This window comes from Streptococcus equinus (assembly GCF_049393735.1).
In the GTDB taxonomy this organism is placed as follows: domain Bacteria; phylum Bacillota; class Bacilli; order Lactobacillales; family Streptococcaceae; genus Streptococcus; species Streptococcus equinus_G.
Genome location: NZ_CP185946.1, coordinates 1,667,414 through 1,692,058, shown reverse-complemented (window position 1 = coordinate 1,692,058; position 24,645 = coordinate 1,667,414). Strand labels below are relative to the sequence as shown.

At 39.3% G+C, this 24,645-nt stretch carries 22 protein-coding genes; 18 read left to right on the top strand and 4 right to left on the bottom strand.

Annotation, left to right across the window (positions count from 1 at the left end; translation table 11 throughout):
- Nucleotides 1-57: 57 nt before the first annotated feature.
- From purR to ACNTMY_RS08400, 12 genes are all read left to right on the top strand, one after another.
- Nucleotides 58-873, top strand: a complete 816-nt coding sequence (purR, locus tag ACNTMY_RS08455) for a pur operon repressor (protein ID WP_021143167.1) — start codon at nt 58-60, stop codon at nt 871-873.
- A gap of 255 nt (nt 874-1,128) precedes the next feature.
- Nucleotides 1,129-1,542, top strand: a complete 414-nt coding sequence (gene rpsL / locus ACNTMY_RS08450; RefSeq protein WP_003066537.1) for a 30S ribosomal protein S12 — start codon at nt 1,129-1,131, stop codon at nt 1,540-1,542.
- A 21-nt stretch (nt 1,543-1,563) separates the two neighbouring features.
- Complete coding sequence (rpsG, locus tag ACNTMY_RS08445; RefSeq protein WP_004233289.1) at nt 1,564-2,034, top strand: 30S ribosomal protein S7; 471 nt, start codon at nt 1,564-1,566, stop codon at nt 2,032-2,034.
- Nucleotides 2,035-2,232: 198 nt separating this feature from the next.
- Nucleotides 2,233-4,311 (top strand): elongation factor G, encoded by a 2,079-nt coding sequence (gene fusA / locus ACNTMY_RS08440; RefSeq protein WP_021143166.1) that lies wholly within the window; start codon nt 2,233-2,235, stop codon nt 4,309-4,311.
- A gap of 208 nt (nt 4,312-4,519) precedes the next feature.
- Nucleotides 4,520-5,533, top strand: a complete 1,014-nt coding sequence (gene gap / locus ACNTMY_RS08435) for a type I glyceraldehyde-3-phosphate dehydrogenase (RefSeq protein WP_039696243.1) — start codon at nt 4,520-4,522, stop codon at nt 5,531-5,533.
- Nucleotides 5,534-5,709: 176 nt separating this feature from the next.
- On the top strand, nt 5,710-6,906 hold the full coding sequence (locus ACNTMY_RS08430) for a phosphoglycerate kinase (RefSeq protein ID WP_024343529.1): 1,197 nt from the start codon (nt 5,710-5,712) through the stop codon (nt 6,904-6,906).
- 139 nt (nt 6,907-7,045) lie between these two features.
- Nucleotides 7,046-7,576: an FUSC family protein gene (locus tag ACNTMY_RS08425; RefSeq protein ID WP_423216121.1), complete on the top strand. Its 531-nt coding sequence runs from the start codon at nt 7,046-7,048 to the stop codon at nt 7,574-7,576.
- Nucleotides 7,577-7,671: 95 nt separating this feature from the next.
- Nucleotides 7,672-8,043, top strand: a complete 372-nt coding sequence (locus ACNTMY_RS08420; protein WP_021143161.1) for a MerR family transcriptional regulator — start codon at nt 7,672-7,674, stop codon at nt 8,041-8,043.
- Nucleotides 8,044-8,088: 45 nt separating this feature from the next.
- On the top strand, nt 8,089-9,435 hold the full coding sequence (gene glnA, locus ACNTMY_RS08415; RefSeq protein ID WP_423216120.1) for a type I glutamate--ammonia ligase: 1,347 nt from the start codon (nt 8,089-8,091) through the stop codon (nt 9,433-9,435).
- Between the two features lie 176 nt (nt 9,436-9,611).
- Entirely contained in the window at nt 9,612-14,129 is a 4,518-nt protein-coding gene (gene gltB, locus ACNTMY_RS08410) for a glutamate synthase large subunit (protein ID WP_423216119.1), read from the top strand.
- Nucleotide 14,130: 1 nt separating this feature from the next.
- Nucleotides 14,131-15,570, top strand: a complete 1,440-nt coding sequence (locus tag ACNTMY_RS08405) for a glutamate synthase subunit beta (RefSeq protein ID WP_423216118.1) — start codon at nt 14,131-14,133, stop codon at nt 15,568-15,570.
- Between the two features lie 131 nt (nt 15,571-15,701).
- The gene (locus ACNTMY_RS08400) at nt 15,702-16,364 is read left to right on the top strand and encodes a CHAP domain-containing protein (protein WP_423216117.1); all 663 of its coding nucleotides are present in this window, start codon (nt 15,702-15,704) and stop codon (nt 16,362-16,364) included.
- 122 nt (nt 16,365-16,486) lie between these two features.
- On the opposite strand, the gene rnjA is transcribed toward ACNTMY_RS08400, so the two are convergent.
- Together rnjA and ACNTMY_RS08390 are read right to left on the bottom strand one after the other, a co-directional pair.
- Nucleotides 16,487-18,169, bottom strand: coding sequence for a ribonuclease J1 (gene rnjA, locus ACNTMY_RS08395; RefSeq protein WP_004233273.1), 1,683 nt, complete (start codon nt 18,167-18,169; stop codon nt 16,487-16,489).
- 1 nt (nt 18,170) lies between these two features.
- Nucleotides 18,171-18,401 (bottom strand): DNA-dependent RNA polymerase subunit epsilon, encoded by a 231-nt coding sequence (locus ACNTMY_RS08390; RefSeq protein WP_004233272.1) that lies wholly within the window; start codon nt 18,399-18,401, stop codon nt 18,171-18,173.
- Between the two features lie 181 nt (nt 18,402-18,582).
- On the opposite strand from ACNTMY_RS08390, the gene tsaB reads away from it, so the two are divergent.
- Genes tsaB through tsaD form a run of 3 tightly spaced genes read left to right on the top strand, consistent with a single transcriptional unit; the run spans nt 18,583 to nt 20,717 of the window.
- Nucleotides 18,583-19,275 carry a tRNA (adenosine(37)-N6)-threonylcarbamoyltransferase complex dimerization subunit type 1 TsaB gene (gene tsaB, locus ACNTMY_RS08385; protein ID WP_423216116.1) on the top strand — a complete coding sequence of 231 codons (693 nt, stop codon included), beginning with the start codon at nt 18,583-18,585 and terminating at the stop codon, nt 19,273-19,275.
- Nucleotide 19,276: 1 nt separating this feature from the next.
- Nucleotides 19,277-19,693, top strand: a complete 417-nt coding sequence (gene rimI / locus ACNTMY_RS08380; RefSeq protein ID WP_423216115.1) for a ribosomal protein S18-alanine N-acetyltransferase — start codon at nt 19,277-19,279, stop codon at nt 19,691-19,693.
- Nucleotides 19,694-19,706: 13 nt separating this feature from the next.
- A complete protein-coding gene (gene tsaD, locus ACNTMY_RS08375) occupies nt 19,707-20,717 on the top strand; it encodes a tRNA (adenosine(37)-N6)-threonylcarbamoyltransferase complex transferase subunit TsaD (protein WP_420543549.1) in 1,011 nt (336 codons plus the stop codon).
- A gap of 77 nt (nt 20,718-20,794) precedes the next feature.
- Here the strand turns inward: tsaD and rpsN are convergent, their stop codons facing one another.
- Nucleotides 20,795-21,064 (bottom strand): 30S ribosomal protein S14, encoded by a 270-nt coding sequence (gene rpsN, locus ACNTMY_RS08370; protein ID WP_423216114.1) that lies wholly within the window; start codon nt 21,062-21,064, stop codon nt 20,795-20,797.
- 131 nt (nt 21,065-21,195) lie between these two features.
- A complete protein-coding gene (locus ACNTMY_RS08365; RefSeq protein WP_423216113.1) occupies nt 21,196-22,368 on the bottom strand; it encodes an NAD(P)/FAD-dependent oxidoreductase in 1,173 nt (390 codons plus the stop codon).
- Nucleotides 22,369-22,564: 196 nt separating this feature from the next.
- Between ACNTMY_RS08365 and ACNTMY_RS08360 the strand changes: the two genes are divergently transcribed.
- The 3 genes from ACNTMY_RS08360 (at nt 22,565) to ACNTMY_RS08350 (ending at nt 24,612) form a co-directional block, all read left to right on the top strand.
- Nucleotides 22,565-23,113, top strand: a complete 549-nt coding sequence (locus tag ACNTMY_RS08360) for a DUF536 domain-containing protein (RefSeq protein WP_004233265.1) — start codon at nt 22,565-22,567, stop codon at nt 23,111-23,113.
- A 74-nt stretch (nt 23,114-23,187) separates the two neighbouring features.
- A complete protein-coding gene (locus ACNTMY_RS08355; protein ID WP_423216112.1) occupies nt 23,188-23,775 on the top strand; it encodes a 3'-5' exonuclease in 588 nt (195 codons plus the stop codon).
- Nucleotides 23,776-23,877: 102 nt separating this feature from the next.
- A complete protein-coding gene (locus ACNTMY_RS08350) occupies nt 23,878-24,612 on the top strand; it encodes a MerR family transcriptional regulator (RefSeq protein WP_423216111.1) in 735 nt (244 codons plus the stop codon).
- The last annotated feature ends 33 nt before the right edge of the window (nt 24,613-24,645 follow it).

Sequence of the window (24,645 nt, the reverse complement as noted above, 5' to 3'; positions counted from 1 at the left end):
TTTTTCGCTTTCTTATGTTATAATGACAAAAACAGATACTTAAAAGATGGAGAAATTATGAAATTACGACGTAGTGAACGCATGGTTGTCATCTCCAACTATTTGATTAACAACCCTTATCAATTGACAAGTTTGAATACTTTTGCCGAAAAATACGAGGCAGCAAAATCTTCTATTTCAGAAGATATCGCCATTATCAAAAAAGCTTTTGAAGAATCAGGTATCGGCGAAATTGAAACAGTAACAGGGGCAAGTGGAGGTGTCATTTTTACACCAGGAATCTCTGAAGAAGAAGCAAGATCGGTTATCGAAGGCTTGCGAGACAGTATGTCAGAGAGCAATCGTATCCTTCCAGGTGGTTATATTTATCTTTCAGATTTGCTTAGTACTCCTCGCATTTTACAAAGTGTGGGACGTATTATCGCAAATGCTTTTAAAGGACACAAGATTGATGCTGTTATGACAGTTGCGACAAAAGGTGTTCCGCTTGCAAATGCAGTAGCGAACATTTTGAACGTACCTTTTGTTATCGTTCGTCGAGACCTTAAGATTACTGAAGGTTCAACTGTTTCAGTCAATTACGCAAGTGGATCAAGCGATCGCATTGAAAAAATGTTCTTGTCTAAACGTAGCTTGAAACCAAATAGCCGTGTCTTGATTGTCGATGACTTCCTTAAAGGTGGGGGTACAATTTCTGGTATGGTCAGCCTTTTGACTGAGTTTGATAGTACTCTTGTTGGTGTTGCGGTCTTTGCTGAAAATGCACAAGAAAAACGTGACCGCATGAACTACAAATCATTGTTGAAAGTTTCAGAGATTGACGTAAAAAACAATCATGTTAAAGTTGAACTTGGTAACATTTTTGACAAATAATTTTTAGAGGTGAGAGCCTCTTTTTTTGCTGCAAAAAAAATCTTATTAATTTATTTCTTAAAAATGTTAAAAATAAGCAAAATCATTTGACGAATGACTTGTTATATGGTATTATTAAAAACGGTACTTTTTACTTTTGGTCTCTCCAGAGTGTACAGAGACGTGCTGACAAATGTTGCAAAGTACACATTTTAGATAAGGACTGTCACCAAGCGCCTTATCAACCAAAATAAAAATCTTACAGGAGAAAAGTAGATGCCTACAATCAACCAGTTGGTACGTAAACCACGTAAATCTAAAGTTGAAAAATCTAAATCACCAGCTCTTAACGTTGGTTACAACAGCCACAAAAAAGTTCAAACTAACGTATCTTCACCACAAAAACGTGGTGTTGCAACACGTGTTGGAACAATGACACCTAAAAAACCTAACTCAGCCCTTCGTAAATTCGCTCGTGTACGTTTGAGCAACCTTATCGAAGTTACTGCATACATCCCAGGTATCGGACACAACCTTCAAGAACACAGTGTTGTTCTTATCCGTGGTGGACGTGTAAAAGACCTTCCAGGGGTACGTTACCACATCGTTCGTGGTGCACTTGATACTGCAGGTGTTGCTGACCGTAAACAAAGCCGTTCTAAATACGGTGCTAAACGTCCTAAAGGATAATAAGAAGGGAGATAAGAAAGAATGAGTCGTAAAAATAGAGCGCCAAAACGCGAAGTATTGCCAGATCCATTATACAATTCACAACTTGTAACACGTCTTATCAACCGTGTTATGCTTGATGGTAAACGTGGTACAGCTGCATCAATCGTATATGATGCATTTGAACAAATTAAAGAAGCTACTGGAAACGATGCACTTGAAGTATTCGAAACAGCTATGGAAAACATCATGCCTGTTCTTGAAGTACGTGCACGTCGTGTCGGTGGTTCTAACTACCAAGTCCCAGTTGAAGTTCGTCCAGAACGTCGTACAACTCTTGGACTTCGTTGGTTGGTAAATGCATCACGTGATCGTGGTGAACACACTATGAAAGATCGTCTTGCAAAAGAAATTCTTGATGCTGCTAACAACACTGGTGCTTCAGTTAAAAAACGCGAAGATACACACCGTATGGCAGAAGCAAACCGTGCATTCGCACACTTCCGCTGGTAATCAGCAAAATAATGATACGAAGCTTCGAATACATTTAACTTGTTTTACTACTGGTATTCGAGCAGTGTTTAGTCAAACTTTTTTGATAAAACAGTATCAAATTTAATAAAACATCTTTAGAACGGGTAGGTCCTGCCTATCCGTTCTAAAAGTATGTTATAATAAAGTAGTAAACTAAATATAAAATAGGAGAAAAAAATGGCTCGCGAATTTTCACTTGAAAAAACTCGTAACATCGGTATCATGGCTCACGTCGATGCTGGTAAAACAACAACAACTGAGCGTATTCTTTACTATACTGGTAAAATCCATAAAATCGGTGAAACACACGAAGGTGCTTCACAAATGGACTGGATGGAACAAGAGCAAGAACGTGGTATCACAATCACTTCTGCCGCTACTACAGCGCAATGGAAAGACTACCGTGTAAACATTATCGACACACCAGGGCACGTGGACTTCACAATCGAAGTACAACGTTCTCTTCGTGTTCTTGACGGTGCGGTAACAGTTCTTGACTCACAATCAGGTGTAGAACCTCAAACTGAAACAGTTTGGCGTCAAGCTACTGAATACGGTGTTCCTCGTATCGTATTCTCAAACAAAATGGACAAAATCGGTGCTGACTTCCTTTACTCAGTAAGCACACTTCACGATCGTCTTCAAGCTAACGCTCACCCAATTCAATTGCCAATCGGTTCTGAAGATAGCTTCAGCGGTATCATTGACTTGGTTCGCATGAAAGCTGAAATCTACACTAACGACCTTGGTACAGATATTCTTGAAGAAGACATCCCAGCTGAATACGTAGATCAAGCTAACGAATACCGTGAAAAATTGATCGAAGCAGTTGCGGAAACTGATGAAGAATTGATGATGAAATACCTTGAAGGTGAAGAAATCACTGAAGCTGAATTGAAAGCTGCTATCCGTAAAGCAACTATTAACGTTGAATTCTTCCCAGTTCTTTGTGGTTCTGCCTTCAAAAACAAAGGTGTTCAAATGATGCTTGATGCGGTTATCGACTACCTTCCAAGCCCACTTGATATCCCTGCAATCAAAGGTGTTAACCCAGATACAGATGAAGAAGAAGAACGTCCAGCTTCAGATGACGAACCATTTGCAGCACTTGCGTTCAAGATCATGACTGACCCATTCGTAGGTCGTTTGACATTCTTCCGTGTTTACTCAGGTGTATTGAACAGCGGTTCTTACGTTCTTAACACTTCTAAAGGTAAACGTGAACGTATCGGACGTATCCTTCAAATGCACGCTAACCACCGTAACGAAATCGAAACAGTTTACGCTGGTGACATCGCTGCTGCTGTTGGTTTGAAAGATACTACAACTGGTGACTCATTGACAGATGAAAAAGCTAAAGTAATCCTTGAATCAATCGAAGTTCCAGAACCAGTTATCCAATTGATGGTTGAGCCTAAATCTAAAGCTGACCAAGATAAAATGGGTATTGCTCTTCAAAAACTTGCTGAAGAAGATCCAACATTCCGCGTTGAAACTAACGTTGAAACTGGTGAAACAGTTATCTCTGGTATGGGTGAACTTCACCTTGACGTCCTTGTTGACCGTATGAAACGTGAATTCAAAGTTGAAGCAAACGTAGGTGCTCCACAAGTATCATACCGTGAAACATTCCGTAAAGCTACACAAGCACGTGGATTCTTCAAACGCCAATCTGGTGGTAAAGGTCAATTCGGTGATGTTTGGATTGAATTTACTCCAAATGAAGAAGGTAAAGGATTCGAATTCGAAAATGCTATCGTCGGTGGTGTCGTTCCTCGTGAATTCATCCCTGCAGTAGAAAAAGGTCTTCAAGAATCTATGGCTAACGGTGTTCTTGCTGGTTACCCAATGGTTGACGTTAAAGCTAAACTTTACGATGGTTCATACCACGATGTCGACTCATCTGAAACTGCCTTCAAGATCGCTGCATCTCTTGCACTTAAAGAAGCTGCTAAGACTGCACAACCAGTTATCCTTGAACCAATGATGCTTGTTACAATCACAGCTCCAGAAGAAAACCTTGGTGACGTTATGGGTCACGTTACAGCTCGTCGTGGACGTGTTGATGGTATGGAAGCTCACGGTAACAGCCAAATCGTTCGTGCCTTCGTTCCACTTGCTGAAATGTTCGGTTACGCAACAGTTCTTCGTTCTGCAACTCAAGGACGTGGTACATTCATGATGGTATTTGACCACTACGAAGACGTTCCTAAATCAGTTCAAGAAGAAATCATCAAGAAAAACTCTGGTGAATAATAATTAATAAAAAGGATGCTCAATTGAGCGTCCTTTTTTGCAATGAAAACGGTAATAATATTTGCAATTTTAGCGAAATAGTTATATAATAAAAAGCGTTGAAAGGTTGATTTGTGCCTACGTAAGTTAATCTTTTCACAATTGTCTAAAAGGGAAACCTTTTAAAATAAAAAATTTTTTTTTGATTTTCATAAGGAGGAAATCACTAATGGTAGTTAAAGTTGGTATTAACGGTTTCGGTCGTATCGGTCGTCTTGCATTCCGTCGTATCCAAAACGTTGAAGGTGTTGAAGTAGCTCGTATTAACGACCTTACTGACCCAGCTATGCTTGCTCACTTGTTGAAATACGATACAACTCAAGGTCGTTTCAACGGTGATGTTGTTGTTAAAGATGGTGGTTTTGAAGTTAACGGTCAATTCGTTAAAGTTTCTGCTGAACGTGACCCAGAACAAATCGACTGGGCTAACGACGGTGTAGAAATCGTTCTTGAAGCAACTGGTTTCTTTGCAACTAAAGCTGCTGCTGAAAAACACTTGCACGAAGGTGGAGCTAAAAAAGTTGTTATCACTGCTCCTGGTGGATCAGATGTTAAAACAATCGTATTTAACACTAACCACGAAATCCTAGATGGTACTGAAACAGTTATCTCAGCTGGTTCATGTACAACTAACTGTCTTGCACCAATGGCTGACGCTTTGAACAAAAACTTCGGTCTTAAAGTTGGTACAATGACTACAGTTCACGGTTACACTGGTGACCAAATGACTCTTGATGGACCACACCGTAAAGGTGACTTCCGTCGCGCACGTGCTGCTGCTGAAAACATCGTTCCTAACTCAACTGGTGCTGCTAAAGCTATCGGTCTTGTTATCCCTGAATTGAACGGTAAACTTCAAGGTCATGCACAACGTGTACCAGTTCCAACTGGATCACTTACTGAACTTGTATCAGTTCTTGACAAAAAAGTAACTGCTGAAGAAGTTAACGCTGCTATGCAAGCTGCTGCAACTGAATCATTCGGTTACAACACTGACCAAGTAGTTTCAAGCGATATCGTAGGTATCTCATTCGGTTCATTGTTTGACGCAACTCAAACTGAAGTAACTGAAGCTGCTGACGGTACTCAATTGGTTAAAACTGTTTCATGGTACGACAACGAAATGTCATACACTTCACAACTTGTTCGTACTCTTGAATACTTCGCAAAAATTGCTAAATAATCATTGAGTTGATCAGTGAAAGAGAGGATTTATTCCTCTCTTTTTTGTTTGTCAAAAATCTTGATTTTTAGGCCTTTAAAAAGGGTGATAGGGACAAATTCTATTGATTTAACTATCTCTTTTAGAGGTTTTGTGATATAATTAGCATGTATAAAAAAATATAAGGAGTCCTATCAATGGCTAAATTGACTGTTAAAGACGTTGATTTGAAAGGTAAAAAAGTCCTTGTCCGTGTTGACTTTAACGTACCTTTGAAAGATGGCGTTATCACTAATGACAACCGTATTTCTGCGGCTCTTCCAACAATCAAGTACATCATCGAACAAGGTGGTCGTGCAATTCTTTTCTCTCACCTTGGACGTGTTAAAGAAGAAGCTGACAAAGAAGGTAAATCTCTTGCTCCAGTAGCTGCTGATTTGGCTGCAAAACTTGGTCAAGATGTTGTCTTCCCAGGTGTTACTCGTGGTGCTGAACTTGAAGAAGCTATCAACAACCTTAAAGATGGTGAAGTTCTTCTTGTTGAAAACACTCGTTTCGAAGACGTTGACGGTAAAAAAGAATCTAAAAACGATCCAGAACTTGGTAAATACTGGGCTTCACTTGGTGACGGAATCTTCGTTAACGATGCATTCGGTACTGCACACCGTTCACACGCATCTAACGTAGGTATCTCTGCAAACGTTGAAAAAGCTGTTGCAGGTTTCCTTCTTGAAAACGAAATTGCATACATCCAAGAAGCTGTTGAAAACCCAGTTCGTCCATTTATCGCGATCCTTGGTGGTTCAAAAGTTTCAGATAAAATCGGTGTTATCGAAAACTTGTTGAAAAAAGCTGATAAAGTTCTTATCGGTGGTGGTATGACTTACACATTCCTTAAAGCACAAGGTATCGAAATCGGTAACTCACTTGTTGAAGAAGACAAACTTGAAGTTGCTAAAGAACTTTTGGCTAAAGCTAACGGTAAATTGATCTTGCCAGTTGACTCAAAAGAAGCTAACGCTTTTGCTGACTACACTGAAGTTAAAGATACTGAAGGTGCAGCTGTAGACGCTGGATTCCTTGGTCTTGATATCGGTCCTAAATCTATCGCTAAATTCGACGAAGAATTGACTGGTGCTAAAACAGTTGTTTGGAACGGACCTATGGGTGTGTTCGAAAACCCTGATTTCCAAGCTGGTACAATCGGTGTAATGGACGCTATCGTTAAACAACCAGGCGTTAAATCAATCATCGGTGGTGGTGACTCAGCTGCCGCAGCTATCAACCTTGGTCGCGCTGACAAATTCTCATGGATCTCTACTGGTGGTGGAGCTTCTATGGAACTTCTTGAAGGTAAAGTTCTTCCAGGTCTTGCTGCATTGACAGACAAATAATTCTCGTTTTTAAGAGAATAAAAGAGCCTATTTATAGGCTCTTTTTTTGCTGGCTAAAAACTTTAGTAAAACGTATACAAGTGTAGCATGATAAAGTTCAAATGTGATAAAATAAAGAAAATAAACTTGAGTGTGGGCCATGGAGTACTTAAAAAATCTTTTAGCAAATTATAAATTTGATCCAAGTAAGTTCAAGCTTGGTATGCGAACGCTTAAGACTGGTTTATCGGTCTTTTTAGTCTTGTTGATATTTCATTTGTTTGGTTGGGAAGGGCTGCAGATTGGAACGCTGACAGCTGTTTTTAGTTTGCGTGAGAGTTTTGATAGAAGTGTTCATTTTGGTTTTTCGCGCATCATTGGAAATAGTGTCGGTGGTTTTCTGTCTTTGCTCTTTTTCTTGATTAATCAATGTTTTCATAACCAATTTTGGGTAACTTTGGTTTTTGTCCCAATTTTTACCATGCTTGGGATTATGATCAATGTCTCAATCAATAATAAGTCGGGAATAATTGGTGGAACAGCTGCGCTTTTAATTATTACATTGTCGATTCCTGCGGGTGACACTATTTTGTATGTCTTTGCTAGGGTGTTTGAAACTTTTTGTGGTGTTTTCGTTGCAATTCTTGTTAATTCAGATGTGGATTTGGTTCGCAAGATGCTGAAAAAATAGTCATAAAAAAATAGTGATTAATGTCATATTTTCTGACATATGGGGTTGACAGTTTAGAATTTTCAGACTATAATAATACTCGGAAGGAGGTCATCATGAAAGAAAAAGAACTCAGACGTTCCATGGCGGTTTTTCCTATTGGAACAGTAATGAAATTGACCGATTTAACTGCACGTCAGATTCGTTATTACGAAGATCAGGGATTAATAACCCCAGAACGTACATCGGGTAATCGCCGTATGTTTTCACTAAATGACATGGATCGATTGCTTGAAATTAAAGATTTCCTTGATGAAGGGCTAAATATTGCTGCTATCAAGCGAGAGTATGCTGATAGACAAGATAAGGCTCTTAAAAAACAAAAATCTTTAACTGATGCTGATGTTCGTCGAATCTTACAAGATGAACTCCGAAACCAAGGCCGCTTTTCGGCCCCATCACAGTACATTAGCAATTGGCGCATCTAATAAGCGTCGTTCGTTTATTTCGGTTTTAAAAGGAGACCTAAATTCATGACTATTACAGCAGCTGACATCCGTCGCGAAGTCAAAGAAAAAAATGTTACATTTTTACGCTTGATGTTCTCAGATATCGCAGGAACATTGAAAAACGTAGAAATTCCAGCAACTGATGAACAACTTGATAAAGTATTGTCAAACAAAGCAATGTTCGATGGATCATCAATCGAAGGTTTTGTACGTATCAATGAATCTGATATGTTTTTGCATCCAGATCTTGATACTTGGACTGTCTTCCCATGGGGTGGAGAAAATGGTGCAGTAGCAGGTTTGATTTGTGACATCTACACTGCTGAAGGTGAACCATTTGCAGGTGACCCACGTGGTAACTTGAAACGTGCTCTTCGTCACATGGAAAAAGTTGGATTTAAATCATTTAACCTTGGTCCAGAACCAGAATTCTTCTTGTTCAAATTGGATGAAAAAGGTGAACCAACTCTTGAAGTAAACGACCGTGGTGGATACTTTGACCTTGCACCAACTGACCTTGCAGATAATACTCGACGTGAAATCGTTAATGTTTTGACTGAAATGGGATTTGAAGTTGAAGCAAGTCACCACGAAGTTGCTATTGGACAACACGAAATTGACTTTAAATATGCTGATGTTTTGAAAGCTTGTGATAACATTCAAATTTTCAAACTTGTTGTTAAAACAATTGCTCGTAAACATGGTCTATATGCTACATTCATGGCTAAACCTAAATTCGGTATCAATGGTTCAGGTATGCACTGTAACATGTCACTATTTGACTATGAAGGACACAACGTATTCTTTGATCCAGAAGATCCAAAGGGTATGCAATTGTCAGAAACAGCTTACTACTTCCTTGGCGGTTTGATGAAACATGCTTATAACTACACAGCAATCATGAACCCAACTGTAAACTCATACAAACGTTTGGTTCCTGGTTATGAAGCACCTGTTTACATCGCATGGGCTGGACGTAACCGTTCACCACTTATCCGCGTTCCTGCATCACGTGGTATGGGTACTCGTTTGGAACTTCGTTCTGTTGACCCAACTGCTAACCCATATCTTGCCCTTGCTGTACTTCTTGAAGCAGGTCTTGATGGTATTGAAAACAAAATTGAAGCTCCAGCTCCAGTTGAATCAAACATCTACATCATGACTCAAGAAGAACGTAAAGAAGCAGGAATCCGTGATCTTCCATCAACATTGCACAACGCTGTTAAAGCTTTGCAAGAAGATGAAGTAGTTAAAGCTGCTCTTGGAAACCACATTTTCACAAACTTTGTTGAAGCTAAGAAAATTGAATGGTCAAGCTATGCGGCCTTTGTTTCACAATGGGAAATTGACAACTATCTAGATCTTTACTAAGAAGTAGTAAAAGGACAGCTTCTAGCTGTCTTTTTTTTACCAAAAACCACATTCTTAATTTAGAAAGTTTTAATAAGAACTATTCTAAACAGCAGGAATGTGGTATAATATAAGATAAATATTCAGAATAGTTAGACTATTTTGGGCTGTTTGTATTAATGATAGGAGTAAGAGCTATGAATGAAAGTGCTTTGAGGGCGCAACAGACAACGCTTTGGGATCCATCTTTTGAGTCAGATGCCTGTGGTATGGGGTTTGTTGCACAACTTGATGGAAAAGCAAGTCATACGTTGATTGATTATGCTTTGACGATGTTGACACGTATGAATCACCGTGGTGGTACAGGAGCTGAACCTGATACTGGTGACGGTGCCGGAATGTTACTTGCTTTACCTGATGAATTTTTCCAAGAAAAGGCAAAAGAAGCAGGTTATGAGTTGCCTAAAAAGGGTGATTATGCAGTAGCGCAGTTATTTTTACCTCAGGAAGCTGAGGCTAAAAATAGCCTTTTGGAGGCTGTTAAAGCAGAAATCAAGTCAGCTGGTTTTCATGTTTTGATGACGCGTGATGTGCCGTTTAATTATGATAATTGTGGACCTGCAGCACAGGAAATCATGCCAAGTTTTGTTCAAGTTTTTGTTAAAAAGCCTGCTGATACTAAAGCTGGTCGTGATTTTGAGGACAAATTATTCCGTTTACGTCGTCAGCTTGAAAAGAGTTTTTCAGCAGATGAATTTTTCATTTGCTCACTTTCAAGTAAGACAATTGTGTACAAAGGGATGCTTCATGCCTTTCAAGTTGGGCTTTTCTATCCTGATTTACAAGATGAGCTTTTTAAATCTCATATTGCTTTGACACACTCACGTTTTTCAACGAATACTTTCCCATCTTGGGATCGCGCACAGCCTTTCCGCTTTTTGGCGCATAATGGTGAAATTAATACACTTCGTGGTGCTGAAAACTGGATGCACAGCCACCAGATTGAAGTTTACAATGAAGAAAATTCTGATTCTGCTAAGTTGGAAAACTGTTTAGAATATCTTTATCGTAATGGTCGTGATATTCCACAAAGTCTTTTGATGATGGTACCTGAGGCTTGGGGTGATGAATCTGGGCTTTCAGACGATCTTAAGGCCTTTTACGAGTATGCGTCAAGTTTTGTTGCTCCATGGGATGGACCAGCTGCGCTTGTCTTTACAGATGGTGATATGGTCGGAGCTCGCTTGGACCGTAATGGTTTGCGTCCTAGCCGATATTCACTTACTAAAGACAATTTTTTGATTTGTTCTAGTGAATCTGGTGTAGTTGATCTTGAGCCAAGTCGTGTTATCGAAAAAGGTGTGCTTGGCCCTGGTAATATGATGTTGATTGATACTACTTCTGGTAAATTGATGCGTAATGAAGAAGTCAAAGCTTATTATGCTGCACAACATCCATATAAAGAATGGGTTGAAGAAAACATTGCACATCTTAATGATTTTGAAGCAGCTGAGCTAAATCAAGAAACAAATGACATTGAAACAATGTGGAAAGCTTACGGATACAACGAAGAAGTCATTCGTACGGTTATTCTCCCAATGTCTGAAAGAGGCGAAGAACCGGTTATTTCAATGGGATTCGATAGCCCGTTAGCTGTGCTTTCTAATAAGAGTCAGTCTCTTTTCACTTTCTTCAAACAACAATTTGCGCAGGTTACAAATCCACCGATTGATGCCATTCGTGAACAAATCGTCGTATCAACAAGTGTTTATCTTGGTGGGGATGGTAATTTCAAGGAAGATGGTGCAGACAATTGTGTTAAAGTGAAAATCGATAGTCCTGTCCTTTCAACCCAAGATTTTGCGAAAATCTCTAATTTGACAGATGATCGCTATCGTGCAACAACTTTGTCTACTATCTATGATTTGGTAAAACCATCACAAAATCGTTTGCAACGTGCTTTGGAAAATCTGTTCAAATCTGCTGAGAAAGCTGTTGATAAAGGCAGCAAGATTATTATTCTTTCAGACCGAAATGTCAAAGAAAACCAGACAACTATTCCAATGTTGTTAGCAGTTTCTGGTTTGAATAACTACATGGTTGGAAAAGGTAAAGCTAGCCAATTTTCAATTGTAGTTGATACTGCGGAAGCTATTGAAGTTCATCATTTTGCTACTTTAGTAGGTTATGGTGCAGCGGCTGTTCATCCTTATGGTGCTTATGCGACACTAAAAGAATACGGTAAAGACGAACTTGCATTTGAAAAATACCGTAAAGCAGCTGAAAAAGGTATTGTCAAAGTCATGAGTCGTATGGGGATTTCTACAATTCTTGGTTACAAAGGTGCTCAACTGTTTGAAGCAGTAGGACTTTCTGATGAAGTTGTTAACAAGTACTTTACAGGTACTGTGACACGTATTGGTGGTTTGTCACTTGACCAAATCGAAAAAGAATATCTTCAACGTATGGAAGATGCTTTTGGCCCTCGTAAGGGTGACTATTTGCAAAGTGGCGGTATCTATCAGTTTAAAGCAGATGGTGAATACCACCTCTTCAATCCGCATACTATTTATAATTTCCAACAAGCTGTTCGAAAAGGTGATTACAAGCTCTTTAAAGAATACACAGCTGAATTAGATAAAGAAGCTTTGGAAACACCAACAACTCTTCGTTCAATTTGGGAATTTAATTCAAATCGACCAAAAGTTGCCCTTTCAGAAGTTGAACCTGCCCAAAGTATCGTTAAACGTTTCAAAGTAGGTGCCATGAGTTTTGGTTCACTTTCAAAAGAAGCGCACGAAACAATCGCAGAAGCTATGAACTCAATCGGAGCGAAATCAAACTCTGGTGAAGGTGGCGAAAATCGTAATCGTTTCAAAGTTCAGCCAGATGGTCGTAATTTGAATTCTAAGATTAAACAAGTCGCTTCAGGACGTTTCGGTGTCAATGCTGAATATCTTATGTCTGCTGAAGAAATCCAAATCAAGTTAGCACAAGGTGCGAAACCTGGTGAAGGTGGTCAATTGCCTGGCCAAAAAGTCTTCCCTTGGGTTGCTGAAATCCGTGGTGCAACGCCTGGTGTTCGCTTGATTTCACCACCACCTCACCACGATATTTATTCAATTGAAGATTTGGCACAATTGATTTATGACCTTAAAGCAATTAACCCATATGCTAAAATCAATGTTAAATTGGTTTCAAGTACTGGCGTTGGTACAATCGCTACAGGTTGTGTTAAAGCTGGTGCTGATAAAGTTGTCATCTCTGGTTATGACGGTGGTACTGGAGCTTCTCCACGTAACTCTGTTCGTGATGCTGGTCTTCCATGGGAAATGGGATTGGCTGAAGCACACCAAACATTGTCACTTAACCGCCTACGTCAACGCATGACGCTTGAAACAGATGGTAAATTGATGACAGGACGTGATGTGGCTATTGCAACACTTCTTGGAGCAGAAGAATATTCATTTGCAAGTCTTACTTTGGTTTCAATTGGATGTGTTATGATGCGTGTTTGCTCACTTAATACTTGTCCAGTTGGGGTAGCTACTCAAAATCCTGAACTTCGTAAACATTTTGCTGGTAAACCTGAACATGTAATTAACATGATGATGTTTATGGCGGAAGAATTGCGCGAATACATGGCTGAGCTTGGATTCCGTTCTGTCGATGAAATGGTCGGTCATTCAGAGATCTTGAAAGCTAAGTTCATTCCAAAAGGTAAAGCTAAATCACTTGATTTCTCTCGTATGCTTGGAACAGCTTATCCTATCGAACGTAAGACAGAAGACCCATTTGCAGATGCACGTCAATGGAAAGAATTGGATGGTTTTGCCAAAGCTGCTGTTGATAGTGGAACAAGTGTAACAGTTAAAGAATCAATTAACAACGTTCAACGTGCAGTTGGTGCTCGTATGGCAGGTTGGATGGCTGAACGTTATGGTAACTACTCAGTTGAACCTGGTTTGATTAAATACGAATACACAGGAATTGCTGGACAATCATTTGCAAGCTTTATTACACAAGGTATGGAATTGACTTTGGTTGGTGAAGCTAATGACTATATTGCTAAATCAATGTCAGGTGGTCGCTTGATTGTGAAACCGCCGCATGATGCAGCTTATGATATTGAAAATTCACCAATTGTTGGTAATGTTGCTCTCTTTGGTGCGGTTAAAGGTGAAGCTTACTTCGCTGGACGTGCTGGTGAACGTTTCTGTGTTCGTAACTCAGGTGCAAATGTCGTAGTCGAAGGTGTTGGAGCACACGGTTGTGAGTACATGACTGGTGGTGTTGCTGTCATCCTTGGTACAACAGGACGCAACTTTGCCGCTGGTATGAGTGGTGGTGTTGCTTATGTTTATGATGTTGATGGCGATTTTGCTGAAAAAGTAAACCGACAAATGGTTGATCTTTATAAAGTAGGTGAAACTCGTGGTGATGATATCTTGGTAGATATGATTCAAAAACATTATGAATATACTGGTAGTGCTAAGGCGAAACGTTTGCTTGACAACTGGGCACAAGAAGTTGATAAATTCATTAAAGTTTACCCAACTGAATTCCACGAAATCAATAACATTGAGTACGCACTTGCCAATACAGGTTTAGAAGGTGATGAACTTGAGTTGCGTACCTTTGAAATTGCTACAGGTGGTGCAGAAACAGCTGCTGAAAAAGAAGAGCTTCTCGCAAAAGTAACAGGAGGTAAATAAAATGGCTAATCCATTTGGTTTTATGAAATATGATCGAAAAGATAATCCGTTTCGTCCTGTTGCTGAACGCATCTTGGACTTTGAAGAACTACAAGTACCACTGACAGAAGAAGAACGTCAAAAACAAGCTGCACGTTGCATGTCTTGTGGGATTCCGTTCTGCCATTCGGGACAGTTCTATGGCGGTGGTCGCGCGGTTTCAGGCTGCCCAAATGATAATTTGATTCCTGAATGGAACGATCTTCTCTACAAAGGAGATTATAAGCGTGCATTTGAGCGTTTATCGCGCACTAATCCGTTTCCAGAGATGACTGGACGTGTTTGTCCAGCTCCATGTGAAAAAGGCTGTACAGAAGGCCTCAATGGCTCTGGAGTGACTATCCATGATAACGAACGTTTCATCATTGACACGGCGTTTGAAAATGGTTGGGTTGAAGAATCCGGAAAACCAGCTGCTCGTACTGGCTTTAAAGTAGCTGTTATCGGTTCAGGTCCTGCAGGTTTGTCAGCTGCATGGCGCCTCAATAAACTTGGTCATAGTGTGACTGTATATGAACGCAGTGACCGTTTTGGAGGCCTTTTGATGTACGGTATTCCAAATATGAAGTTGGATAAAGAAGTTGTTCAACGCCGTATTGATCTTATGGAAAAACTAGGCATCAATTTTGTGGCTAACACAGAAGTTGGACGTGATGTGACTGCTGATGATTTGTTGAAAAAATTTGATCGTGTTGTTCTTGCAACAGGTGCAAGTGTTCCACGTGATTTGAATGTTCCGGGTCGTCATTTGACTGGTGTCCGTTTTGCGGTTGATTTCCTAACAGAAACTACTAAGAATGTTCTTGCTTCTGATAATAAAAAACTTGGTCCAACGCTTGAAGGAAAACACGTTCTTGTTATCGGTGGCGGTGATACAGGTAACGACTGTATCGGTACAGCTATTCGTCTTGGAGCAGCAAGTGTTAAACAACTTGAAATTACTCCAGAACCACCAGAAAAACGTCTTCCAACAAATCCTTGGCCACAATATCCAATGATTAAACGTGTTGGTTATGGGCAAGAAGAAGCAAACTTTGTTCAAGATACTGAGTTGACGACTTATGCGACATCAACAACAGAATTGATTGGTGCAGATCGTGGTCAAGTCATTGCTGCGAAGACAATTAAAGTTGGGCCTGGTTTCAAACCAATTGAAGGTACTGAAGAAATCATTAAAGCTGACCTTGTTTTATTGGCGATGGGATTCACTGGTGCTGAAAAATCACTCTTTGACCAATTTGGCGTTCAAAGTGTTTATGATGATTATTCAACCAATAATGATCGAGTCTTTGTTGCAGGTGATGCGCGTCGTGGTCCAAGTCTTGTGATTTGGGGAATTCGTGAAGGACGTAAAGCCGCAGAAAAAATCGACCAAGGTCTTCGTATCATGGTTGCTCAATAAATTAAAAAAACTGCCTTCAGGCAGTTTTTTTATGTTTCAAAGATAGCATTTGATGAAATATAGCGATTACATATCTTTATATTTTTTGTAATATTTGCCTGCTATACTGGTAAGCATAAAGGGGGATTTTTATGAACTACAAAAAAACATTGACACTAGCGACAGCTGCATTAGCAGGCGCAGTATTACTTTCTCAAGCAGATATCAAAGCAGACACTTATACGATTCAAAATGGCGATTCATTTTATAGTGTAGCGCAGATGTACGGCTTGAGTGTTTATGACTTAGCAGCATTAAATGGCATGTCAATTTATGACACTATTTTTCCTGGCCAGATTTTGCAGATTCCTGATAAAACGCCGATTGATCCATTTGTGACGAACTTGTTAACATCAAGCGTCAATAGTGAATCTAGTGAGGCTAACCAATCGGTATCAAATTCAGCCCAAACAGACAACACTTACCCTGTTGGTCAATGCACTTGGGGTGTTAAGCAACTAGCAACCTGGGCAAGTAATTGGTGGGGAAATGCTGGTGATTGGGCAGCTAATGCAGCCAGTCAAGGATTTGTTGTCAGCAGCCAAGCAGAAGTGGGAGCGATTGTTTGCTGGACAGATCCAAATAGCTATGGACATGTTGCTTACGTGACTGCTGTCAATGTTTCTGGCCAAATTCAAGTGCTAGAATCAAATTATGGAAATAAACAGTGGATAGATAACTACCGTGGGTGGTTTGATCCGACAAATAGTAAAACAGCTGGAGAAGTTAGCTATATCTATCCAAAAAAATTATGATAAATGGAAAAGACCTAGATGTTCTAGGTTTTTTTGAACAGCTGTGGATAAATTGTTAACAACCTGTGGACAAAATGTGGATAAATTAAAAAAGCAAGTTGATATCAACTTGCTTTTTTGCTTTATTTATCATCAGGTGTGAGAATCATTGGGATAATGATTGGTTCACGTTCTGTTTTTTCGTATAAGAATGGACGCAATGCGTTAACAATTGCACCGTTAACAGATTGGATACTTGCGTCTTTGTTCTTCAATGCAATACGGATAGCATTGAAAAGAACACGTTGGCTTTCACGGATAAGGTCACCTGATTCACGCATGTAGATGAACCCACGACTAAGAATGTCTGGTCCAGCAAGAATCATTTGACTATCAAAGTCAACTGTAGCAACAGCAAGTACGACACCGTCTTCAGAAAGATCACGACGATCACGAAGTACGGCAGCGCCAATATCACCGATACCATTACCGTCAACATAGATATCTTGAGCGTTGAAGTGCCCAGCGCGACGAGCTGAGTTAGCTGTAAGAGCTAGCACATCACCGTTTTCCATGATAAAGATATTTTCTTTTGGAATACCAGTATCCATACCTAAACCTGCGTGAATCTTAAGCATACGGTATTCACCGTGAACAGGCATGAAGTATTTTGGTTTCATCAAGCGGAGCATCAATTTTTGTTCTTGTTGTCCACCGTGACCAGATGTGTGGATGTTGTTAACTTTACCGTGGATAACTTCTACACCAGCTTCTTGGATGGTGTTGATAAGTTTGTTAACACTTGTTGTGTTACCAGGAATTGGGCTAGATGAGAAGATAACAGTATCACCAGGTTGTAGTGAAACTTGGCGGTGTGTACCGTTGGCAATACGTGCTAGTGCAGCCATTGATTCACCTTGGCTACCAGTACACATGATTAAGATTTCGCTAGCATGGTAATCTTTGATTTCGCTTGGTTCAATGAATGTTCCTTTTGGAACTTTGATGTAACCAAGTTCAATACCGTTAACAATGGCTTTTTCCATTGAACGTCCAAAGACGACGATTTTACGTCCTGTTTTGACAGCTGCTTCGGCAGCTTGTTGGAGACGGAAGATATTTGAGGCAAATGATGCGAAGATAATACGACCATGAATGCCTTCGATAATCTTCATGATAGATTGTCCAACAACTTTTTCTGAGTTTGTAAAAGTTGGAATTTCTGCGTTAGTAGAATCAGATAGCAGACATAGGACACCGTCTTCCCCAAGGGCAGCCATACGGTGGATGTCAGCAGGTTCACCAACTGGTGTCCAGTCAAACTTGAAATCCCCTGTGCAGACAATTTTACCTTGAGGTGTGTGAACGACAATACCTAGAGGTTCTGGAATTGAGTGGGTAGTACGGAAGAATGTAACGCTAAGATTTTTGAAAGTCAATTCTGTATTAGCATTGATTTCGTAGAGTTTAGCATCACGCAAGAGTCCGTGTTCTTCCAATTTTCCTTTGATAAGAGCAAGCGCTAAAGGTCCAGCGTAAACAGGAATATTAGCTTGCTTTAAAAGGAATGGAATTCCCCCGATGTGGTCTTCGTGCCCGTGAGTAATCACAAGCCCTTTGATACGATCGATATTGTCAACAATGTATGAATAGTCTGGAATGACATAGTCAATACCGAGCAAATCATCTTCTGGGAATTTGATACCAGCATCGACGATGATAATTTCATCTTGATATTCGATACCGTAAGTGTTTTTCCCTATTTCTCCAAGACCACCAATCGCATAAACCCCAACTTCTTCGGGTTTTAAATTGATTTGAGACATGTTATAACTCCGTTAATTTAAAGGCACCTGATTCTTTTTCGTAAGCTAGGTGTTTGTCTGAAAGAAGTTCGATGTATTCTACGTTGTAAGGTGTTTTTTCTTCAACGAGTTTACGTGTTTTGATACGTCCTTCAAGTTCGTTAGCCGCATCGATTTCTAAGTAAAGTGCTTTAGTTTGTTCGCGGCGTGGGTTACGTTCTTTTGTTTCTTGATAAAAAACTTTATAAATCATAGTTTTTTCCTTTCTTAATGTACCTGTGGCTAATCAAAATACACAAAACACATCAACTAGCTTGTAGCTACTTGACCAGTTATTATTAAATTTTTTCCGAGTAATTGATTTAACCTTGATTCGTTGCAATTATTAAAATTATATCATAAAATAAGAAGTATAATCAAGTGAGGGAATTTAAATGATGAAAGTTTTAGCCTTTGATACTTCAAGTAAGGCTTTGTCTGTTGCCATCCTAGATGGTGAGAATTTACTAGCCGATGTTACGGTCAATATTAAGAAAAATCACAGCATTAATTTGATGCCGGCGATTGATTTTTTGATGAAAGCTGTGGACTTAAAACCAACTGATTTGGATAGAATTGCTGTTGCTCAAGGTCCAGGGTCATATACTGGTCTTCGTGTGGCAGTTGCGACAGCTAAAACGCTAGCTTATACACTAAATATTGATTTAGTCGGTGTTTCTAGTCTGTATGCTCTTGCCGCGGCAGCTGATTTTGAGGGAGTAGTTGTCCCACTTATCGATGCTCGTCGTAACAATGTCTATGCTGGATTTTACAAAAATAGTCAAGCTATCAAAGAAGACCAACACATGAATTTTGCGGATGTTTTAGAAGCCGTTAAAGATGAAAATGAGGTCATGTTTGTCGGTGAAGTGGCTAATTTCTGTCAACAAATCGAAGAAGCGATGCCAACTGCCAAAACAATGCCCGTCTTGCCATCAGCTTATGCCATTGGTAAACGTGGACAAGAATTACAACCAGTTGATGTGGATAGTTTTGTTCCAAGTTATCTAAAACGTGTAGAAGCAGAAGAAAACTGGCTTAAGACACACAAAGAAGATCCAAGTGCTCACTACATTAACCGCATCTAATATGAAAGATTTACAAAAAAATGTCACTGCTGTTTATGAGATTCTGTCGGATGTTTATCCCGTTTCTCCCTGGTCTGAAAAGCAGATTTTATCGGACATGCAGCAGGAAAATGTTGATTACTTTTTTATTGAAAAGAATGGTGATATCGCTGGATTTTTAGCAATTCAGCAGCTGGCAGGGGAATTAGAAATCACAAATATTGCTATTAAAAAAGCTTATCAAGGACACGGTCTTGGAAGTCAATTGCTAGCTAACCTAGACCAGATGGACTATCCTGTTTTCTTAGAAGTCAGGGCATCGAATGCTCCAGCTCAAGCTTTATATAAGAAGTTTGGTTTTGACATTATCGGTAGGCGCAAGCAATATTATCATGAACCTGTGGAAGATGCGATTATTATGAAGCGCGAAGGTAAATAAGAGGAAAAATCAGATGAAAGATAGATATATTTTGGCCGTGGAGAGTTCTTGTGATGAGACAAGTATCGCGGTTTTAAAAAATGAAAGTGAGATTTTAAGTAACGTTATCGCAAGCCAAATCGAAAGTCATAAACGTTTTGGTGGTGTAGTACCAGAAGTTGCGAGTCGTCACCATGTGGAAGTTATTACAACTTGTTTTAAGGATGCCTTAGCTGCCGCAGAGATTGAGGTCAGTGACCTTGATGCTGTTGCTGTAACTTACGGGCCTGGTTTGGTTGGTGCAATTTTGGTTGGAATGGCTGCTGCGAAAGCATTTGCTTGGGCTAATAATTTGCCACTTATTCCAGTTAACCACATGTCAGGGCATTTGATGGCTGCGCGTGAGGTGCAAGAACTTCAATACCCATTGATGGCGCTTCTAGTTTCTGGCGGTCACACAGAACTTGTTTATGTGTCTGAACCTGGTAACTATAAAATTGTCGGTGAAACACGTGACGATGCCGTTGGTGAAGCTTATGATAAAGTTGGTCGTGTTATGGGACTTACATATCCTGCAGGACGTGAAATTGACCAGTTAGCCCACAAAGGAAAAGATATTTACGATTTTCCACGTGCTATGATTAAAGAAGATAATCTAGAATTTTCATTCTCAGGTTTGAAATCTGCCTTTATCAATTTGCATCACAATGCCACTCAAAAAGGTGAAACATTGTCAAACGAAGACTTGTCAGCTTCATTCCAAGCAGCTGTTTTGGATGTTTTGATGGCTAAAACTAAAAAAGCTTTGGAAAAATTTCCAGTAAAAACATTAGTTGTTGCTGGTGGTGTTGCTGCAAACCAAGGCTTGCGTGAACGCTTAGCTGATGAAATCACAGAAGCAGAGGTCGTTATTCCACCACTTCGTCTATGTGGTGACAATGCTGGAATGGTTTCACTTGCCGCAGCCATCGAATACGATAAAGGTCACTTTGCAGGGCTTGATTTGAATGCAAAACCAAGCTTGGCTTTTGATACTTTGGATTAAAATACATAAGAAAACTCCTGAACAGTGATGTCAGGAGTTTTTTATTTTGATTAAAACTTTTTTCTTTCTAAATTTGATTACCAGCTGGCTTTTGTGATGCCTGGGATTTTTCCTTCGTGTGCAAGATTGCGGAAATTGATTCGGCTCATACCAAATTTTCGCATATAAGCATGTGGGCGTCCATCAATGCGGTCACGATTTTTCAGACGATTTGGATTTGAATCGCGTGGTAGTTTTCGAAGGGCTTCATAGTCACCTTTAGCTTTTAATTCATGACGCAAGTCAGCGTATTGTTCGATGAGTTTTAATTGTTTGTTGTATCTAGCGATTTTAGATTTTTTTGCCATGACAACCTCCTTTTTAGTTAACTGGTTAACAATGTTTATCATATCATTTTGATAGATATTATCAAGTAAAAAGCTTAACTAGTTAAATATTTTTTGAAAAAAGAAACCCATTTTTGGATTTCTTTTGTGAACTAATAATGTAAACTTCCAGCAACCCAGCCTGTGCAGAGTGCTACAGTGATGTTGAAGCCACCTGTGTGGGCGTTAATATCCAGCACTTCACCAGCAAAGTGGAGCCCAGGAACTTGCTTACTTTCAAGGGTTTTAGGGTTGATTTCTTTTAAGTCAACGCCACCTTTTGTGACAAAAGATTTTGCTAGTGACATTTTGCCAGTGACTTTAATTGGCATTGCTTTGAGGTTATCCACAAGCCCTTTTTCTTCTTGTGGAGTCAGCTGTTTGACTTTTTCGGGAAATGGCTGAGCTAAAAAGCTAGCTAGTCGTTCTGGGACAAGTCCCTTGAGAGCATTTTTGAGTGATTTTTCACGGTGCTCTTTTAAGAAAATAGTCACATCATCTGTGGATATTTTGGGGATAAAATCAAGTGTGATAGTTTCACCACCTTTGATAAAACTAGACATACGAAGGGCAGCAGGCCCAGACAAACCAAAATGGGTAAAGAGCAAATCGTGTGTGATGTGGTGTTTTCCATAAGATAGGCTCACATCGTCGAGCGAAATTCCCTGAAGTTCCTTGTGTGGAAAATCTGTTAATAACGGACTTTCTGCAGCCTCAAGCTCAGTCAGTTTTAATTTGAAGTGGCGAGCAATTTCATACCCAAAACCTGTTGAACCTGTGGAAGGATAGGCTTTACCACCCGTTGTCACAATGAGTTTTTCAGAGGTAAATTCCTCTGTGGCTGATTTGATGTGGAAAAGATTGTCGATTTTTTTCACAGAAACAACTTCAGTATTTGTCAGAACAGTGCCACCAAGTTCTTGGATTTTGTGAGCAAGGGCATCGATGATTGTTCTTGATTTGTCAGTTTTTGGAAAGACACGACCATGGTCTTCAACTTTTAGAGCAACGCCATTTTCTTCAAAGAAATTAATGATGTCATGATTGTCAAATTGAGAGAAGACACTGTATAAAAAGCGACCATTTCCAGGAATACCTTCCATGAGGTCATCAATGGTACCGTTATTTGTGACGTTGCAACGTCCGCCTCCGGTACCTGCTAGTTTTTTTCCGAGTCTCTTATTTTTCTCGATGAGTAGAGTTTTATTGCCATAAAAGCTACTTGATATTGCAGCCATCATTCCGGCAGGACCACCGCCGATGATAATAGTATCGTATTGTTTCATACTAAACATTGTAGCATAAAATATCTCAGTCCCGTAGTGAAATGACCAAGTTTACAAAAAATGACAGAAAGTTGACACGATTTTAAAAAAAGCCCATCAATTCAGGCTTGAAGCAGTCAAGGAACCGACTTTAAATTGACAATCAAGGGTTCATGTGTTATTCTTGTCATAAGTATTTCAATGTAAAGAGGATATTATGGCAATCGAGAAAACAGTTAGTGAAATTGCTGAGATTCTAGGAGTTAGCCGTCAAGCGGTTAATAATCGTGTTAAGAATCTCCCAGAAGAAGATGTTGATAAAAATGAAAAAGGTGTTACGGTTGTTAATCGTAGCGGACTTATCAAGCTAGAAGAAATCTACAAAAAAACAATCTTTGAAGATGAACCAATTGATGAAGAAACAAAACAACGTGAGCTTTTAGAGATTCTAGTTGACGAGAAAAATACAGAAATTACTCGTTTGTATGAACAACTAAAAGCTAAAGATAAACAATTGGCTTCAAAAGATGAACAACTTCGTGTTAAAGATGTTCAAATCGGTGAGAAAGATAAACAGTTGGATCAACAACAACAGTTGACACTTGCTGCAATGGAAGATAGCAAACGTCTTCAACTTGAACTAAACGAAGCTAAAGCTGAATTTGAAGAAATTCAAACAAAAACTGAAGAAGAAACTCAAGAACAAGAAGAAGTAGAAGAAACTAAGAAAAAAGGTTTGTTCTCACGCCTTTTTGGTAAAAAATAAGGAAGTCGGTGGCTGGGACGAAAGTTCCAGCTTATTTTGTAAAAGCAAACTAGTTATGTGATTAAGGAGGAATTATGGAAAAGCTATCTGAGTACATTGCTTTTGACTTGGAATTCAACACAGTTGCTGAAGTTAGTCATATTATCCAAGTTTCAGCAGTAAAATTTAAAGATGGTGAAGAGGTTGACAGCTTTGACACCTATGTTTACACAGATGTGCCTTTGCAATCTTTTATTAATGGTCTAACAGGTATTACATCAGAAAAAATAGCAACTGCTCCAAAGCTTGACAAGGTGTTAGCAGATTTTAAAGCTTTTGTTGGCGAGACTGCTTTGGTTGGATACAATGCTTTGAAATCAGATTTACCTTTACTAGCTGAAAATAATCTGGACTTGACAGAGCTTTACAAGGTTGATCTTTATGATGAAGCTTATGAACGTCGTAGTTCAGATTTAAATGGTATTGCTAATCTTAAGTTAACAAGCGTAGCTGATTTTTTGGGTATTTCTGGTCACGGTCATAATTCACTAGAAGATGCTCGTATGACAGCTCTTGTTTATGAAAAATTCATGGAATTTGATGAAAATAAATCATATTTAAATCAGCAAGAAGAAGAGCATGGTGATAATCCATTTGCTGCTTTGGGTGGCTTTTTCGGCTAAGGCCTGCAATTTTTTAAAAAAGAAAAAAATCATCTAAGGTAACCTCTTGCTTATGACCTTAGGTCATGTCCTATAATTGAGGGCAGAAAGGAGGTGAAGGAAATGTCTCAGACTTATACAACTGGTGATTTGGCTAAGCTAGCAGGTGTTTCTGTTCGCACGGTTCAGTACTATGATAAACGAGGCATTTTAGTGCCATCTCAGTTATCTGAAGGTGGTCGTCGTATTTATAGCGAATCTGATTTGGAGAAGTTGCGCTTGATTTGTTTTTTGCGTGATCTTGACTTTTCAATAGAGCAGATTAAACGCTTGTATGCTGAAGAAAATGCAAAGCAGGTTTTAGAATTGCTCTTAGTTGAGCATATCAAAGCTACTAAGCAACAGCTCGCAGAGAAAAAAGCTAAACTTGACACAGCTGTAAATCTTCTTGACAGAGTTAAAACTGAGTCAAGTCAGTCACTAGAATTTTTATCAGACATTTCTCTTACCATGAAAAATCAATTAACTTGGCGTCGTTTGCAAAAACGGATGTGGATTAGCAACCTAGCAACAATTCTTATTTTTCTTCTTTGTATTGCTTGGCTTGTAAGTCGACCACAATCTGTTCTTTTGCAAGGTATTGGTTTTGGCATTTGTTTGATATATATTTTCACATTATTGACGCTGTCTTATCATTTTTCACGCAAAGTTGTTTATATTTGTCCAAACTGCCATCATGTGTTTCAACCAAATTTTAAAACGTTTTTCTTTGCGCCTCATACGCCAAAAACACGAAAATTAACTTGTCCACATTGTCATGAAAAATCATATTGTATTGAAACAGCAAAAGAAGTGTAAAGAAGCTCGAACCAATTGGTTCGAGCTTCTTGT

Coding starts and splice junctions, on each gene's coding strand:
- purR (WP_021143167.1), top strand. CDS start 58: ATGAAATTACGACGTAGTGAACGCATGGTTGTCATCTCCAACTATTTG.
- rpsL (WP_003066537.1), top strand. CDS start 1,129: ATGCCTACAATCAACCAGTTGGTACGTAAACCACGTAAATCTAAAGTT.
- rpsG (WP_004233289.1), top strand. CDS start 1,564: ATGAGTCGTAAAAATAGAGCGCCAAAACGCGAAGTATTGCCAGATCCA.
- fusA (WP_021143166.1), top strand. CDS start 2,233: ATGGCTCGCGAATTTTCACTTGAAAAAACTCGTAACATCGGTATCATG.
- gap (WP_039696243.1), top strand. CDS start 4,520: ATGGTAGTTAAAGTTGGTATTAACGGTTTCGGTCGTATCGGTCGTCTT.
- ACNTMY_RS08430 (WP_024343529.1), top strand. CDS start 5,710: ATGGCTAAATTGACTGTTAAAGACGTTGATTTGAAAGGTAAAAAAGTC.
- ACNTMY_RS08425 (WP_423216121.1), top strand. CDS start 7,046: ATGGAGTACTTAAAAAATCTTTTAGCAAATTATAAATTTGATCCAAGT.
- ACNTMY_RS08420 (WP_021143161.1), top strand. CDS start 7,672: ATGAAAGAAAAAGAACTCAGACGTTCCATGGCGGTTTTTCCTATTGGA.
- glnA (WP_423216120.1), top strand. CDS start 8,089: ATGACTATTACAGCAGCTGACATCCGTCGCGAAGTCAAAGAAAAAAAT.
- gltB (WP_423216119.1), top strand. CDS start 9,612: ATGAATGAAAGTGCTTTGAGGGCGCAACAGACAACGCTTTGGGATCCA.
- ACNTMY_RS08405 (WP_423216118.1), top strand. CDS start 14,131: ATGGCTAATCCATTTGGTTTTATGAAATATGATCGAAAAGATAATCCG.
- ACNTMY_RS08400 (WP_423216117.1), top strand. CDS start 15,702: ATGAACTACAAAAAAACATTGACACTAGCGACAGCTGCATTAGCAGGC.
- rnjA (WP_004233273.1), bottom strand. CDS start 18,169: ATGTCTCAAATCAATTTAAAACCCGAAGAAGTTGGGGTTTATGCGATT.
- ACNTMY_RS08390 (WP_004233272.1), bottom strand. CDS start 18,401: ATGATTTATAAAGTTTTTTATCAAGAAACAAAAGAACGTAACCCACGC.
- tsaB (WP_423216116.1), top strand. CDS start 18,583: ATGATGAAAGTTTTAGCCTTTGATACTTCAAGTAAGGCTTTGTCTGTT.
- rimI (WP_423216115.1), top strand. CDS start 19,277: ATGAAAGATTTACAAAAAAATGTCACTGCTGTTTATGAGATTCTGTCG.
- tsaD (WP_420543549.1), top strand. CDS start 19,707: ATGAAAGATAGATATATTTTGGCCGTGGAGAGTTCTTGTGATGAGACA.
- rpsN (WP_423216114.1), bottom strand. CDS start 21,064: ATGGCAAAAAAATCTAAAATCGCTAGATACAACAAACAATTAAAACTC.
- ACNTMY_RS08365 (WP_423216113.1), bottom strand. CDS start 22,368: ATGAAACAATACGATACTATTATCATCGGCGGTGGTCCTGCCGGAATG.
- ACNTMY_RS08360 (WP_004233265.1), top strand. CDS start 22,565: ATGGCAATCGAGAAAACAGTTAGTGAAATTGCTGAGATTCTAGGAGTT.
- ACNTMY_RS08355 (WP_423216112.1), top strand. CDS start 23,188: ATGGAAAAGCTATCTGAGTACATTGCTTTTGACTTGGAATTCAACACA.
- ACNTMY_RS08350 (WP_423216111.1), top strand. CDS start 23,878: ATGTCTCAGACTTATACAACTGGTGATTTGGCTAAGCTAGCAGGTGTT.